The 2,160-nt window shown below is 79.5% G+C and carries 3 protein-coding genes; 1 reads left to right on the top strand and 2 read right to left on the bottom strand.

Annotation, left to right across the window (positions count from 1 at the left end; genetic code table 11):
* The first annotated feature begins 118 nt into the window (after window positions 1-118).
* The gene (locus PYV61_RS24550; RefSeq protein WP_275836510.1) at window positions 119-973 is read left to right on the top strand and encodes an MBL fold metallo-hydrolase; all 855 of its coding nucleotides are present in this window, start codon (window positions 119-121) and stop codon (window positions 971-973) included.
* A gap of 57 nt (window positions 974-1,030) precedes the next feature.
* Here the strand turns inward: PYV61_RS24550 and PYV61_RS24545 are convergent, their stop codons facing one another.
* Window positions 1,031-1,882, bottom strand: a complete 852-nt coding sequence (locus tag PYV61_RS24545; protein WP_275836509.1) for an Ig-like domain-containing protein — start codon at window positions 1,880-1,882, stop codon at window positions 1,031-1,033.
* Window positions 1,883-1,973: 91 nt separating this feature from the next.
* Window positions 1,974-2,160, bottom strand: a 187-nt coding sequence (locus PYV61_RS24540) for a hypothetical protein (protein ID WP_275836508.1), incomplete at its 5' end; no start/stop codon positions are given.

Here is a 2,160-nt window from a genome sequence, read left to right as displayed (position 1 = left end):
CGGCCGAGCGCGCGGCGCGCGCGGGCGAGGGCGCGCCGGACGTGGGCGACGCCGACGCCGCCGAAGGCGCCGCGGCGGCCGCCGGCGACGACGCCGTCTGACCGGCGGGGGCACCTCGATGTCGCTCACGCTCCGCTTCTGGCGCGTGCGGGGGAGCGTCGCCGCGCCGGGCGCCGCCACGGCGCGCTACGGCGGCAACACGTCGTGCGTCGAGGTGGCGCACGCCGGCGGCGCCCTCGTGCTCGACGCGGGGACGGGGCTGCGCCCGTTCGGCGAGGCGCGCCGCGCCGCCGGCGAGCTCGCCGGCCCGATCGACGTGCTGGTGACGCACGCGCACGCCGACCACCTGCTCGGCCTCCCCTTCCTCGGCACCCTCGACGTCGCGGGCGCCGCGGTCACGGTGCACGCCGCGCCGCACGTGCTCGAGGCGGTCCGCGCCGCGTCGCACTCGCTGGCGTCGCCCCCGCTCTTCCCGGTGCCGCTCGCGCAGCGCGCGGCGGCGCCCACGTTCGTCGCGCTGCCCGCCGAGGGGGCGACGCTGTCCGGGCTGCGCGTGCGCGCGGTGCCGGCGCTGCACCCCGGCGGCGCGGCCGGCTTCCGCGTCGAGGACCCGGCGACGGGACGCGCCGCCGTCTACCTCCCCGACAACGAGCTGGCGGCGTTCGAGGGGGAGTGCGGCGGGCGGCGCGAGCTGCTGGAGGCGATCGCCGGCGCGGAGGTGCTGGTCCACGACGCGACGTACCTCCCCGCCGAGCTGCCGCACCACCGCGGGTGGGGGCACTCGACGTACGCCGAGGCGGTGCGCCTCGCGGCCGACGCCGGGGTGCCCCGCCTCGTGCTGTTCCACCACCACCCCGAGCGCGACGACGCCGCGCTGGACCGCGTCGCCGCGGTGGCGCAGGGGGTCGCGCGCGCCGCGCGCGGCGCCCCCGAGGTCACCGTCGCCGTCGAGGGGACCGCGCTGACGGTGTGACCGTCGACGGTGTGACCGTCGCGGGAGCGCGCGGCGCGGACGGGCCGACGCCCCCGCTTACGGGAACACGGTGTACGCGTAGGTGACCGTACGCTCGACGTTCGTCCCGACCATGAGCTGCACGCGTCCGGTGTAGGTGCCGGCGACGCCCGTCGGGACGTCCGCCTCGGCGACGCCGTCCGCGTTGGTCACCGTGGTGCGCAGCGCCAGCCCCTCCTGCAGCCAGGTCACCGTCGCCCCCGCGACCGGGCCGGTCCCGTCGGTGACGCGCGCGCGCAGGACCGCACGCGTGCCACGCACGACCTCGAACGGGTTGGCGCTGGTGATGGCCAGGAAGCGCGTGCCGCCCGCGAGCACCGCCACCGCCGCCGCGCCGTCCGTCCCGTCGCTGGCCGCGATGACGTCGGCGCGCCCCGCCAGCAGCGCGCGCACCACGCCGCCCGTGTCGACGCTCAGCACGTTCGGCGCGCTGGAGCGCCACGTCACCGCGCGTCCGGTGAGCACCGCGCCCGAGGCGTCGCGCAGCTCGGCGACGAAGCGCTGCTGCATCCCCTCCAGCAGGTTCACCGACGCCGGCGACACGACCACGCGCGCGACGCGTCCGGCCGCCGGCGGGGTCGGCGTCGGCGTGGGGGTCGGCGTCGGCGTGGGGGTCGGCGTGGGAGTCGGCGCCGGCGTGGGCGTGGGCGTCGGGGTCGGTGTGGGCGTCGGCGTCGGCGTCGGCGTGGGGACCGGCGTCGGCGTCGGCGTGGGAGCCGGGGTCGGCGTGGGGGTCGGGACGGTCGGCGTGGTCGGCGCCGGCGGCGGCGTGTCGGTCGGCGACGACCCCCCACCGCACGCGGCGAGCGCGAGGACGGCGGCGAGCGAGCGGAGCGCGCCGGGGGCGCGGAACGGTCGGGCGGAGTGCATGGGCGCGGGCGCTGGGCGGGGGGAGGACGCCGGGGGCGTCGAGCTTCCTGACGGATCCGTGCGGCGCGGGGTCACCCGCGCGTGCGGCGCGTCACGCGTCGCGTGGCGCGCGCCCCACATGCGGCGGCGGTGCGGCGGTCCCCCACCCGCCGCCGGCCGGCGTCTCGATCGTGAGCACCTCGCCCGCCGCCAGCGCGACGCGGCACTTGGCCGGGAGCGCCGCGTCGCCGCGCCAAGTCGGATCGTAGCCATGTCGTTCTGTGAGCCAAGGAGTTGAG

It is taken from the genome of Roseisolibacter sp. H3M3-2 (assembly GCF_029211165.1).
Lineage (GTDB): Bacteria > Gemmatimonadota > Gemmatimonadetes > Gemmatimonadales > Gemmatimonadaceae > Roseisolibacter.
Note: the sequence above shows the minus strand (reverse complement) of the source record. Positions and strands in the feature narration are given on the sequence as shown.

What these genes read in the sequence shown, in the direction of transcription:
- PYV61_RS24545 (WP_275836509.1), bottom strand. Translation starts at nt 1,882, where the DNA reads ATGCACTCCGCCCGACCGTTCCGCGCCCCCGGCGCGCTCCGCTCGCTC.
- PYV61_RS24550 (WP_275836510.1), top strand. Translation starts at nt 119, where the DNA reads ATGTCGCTCACGCTCCGCTTCTGGCGCGTGCGGGGGAGCGTCGCCGCG.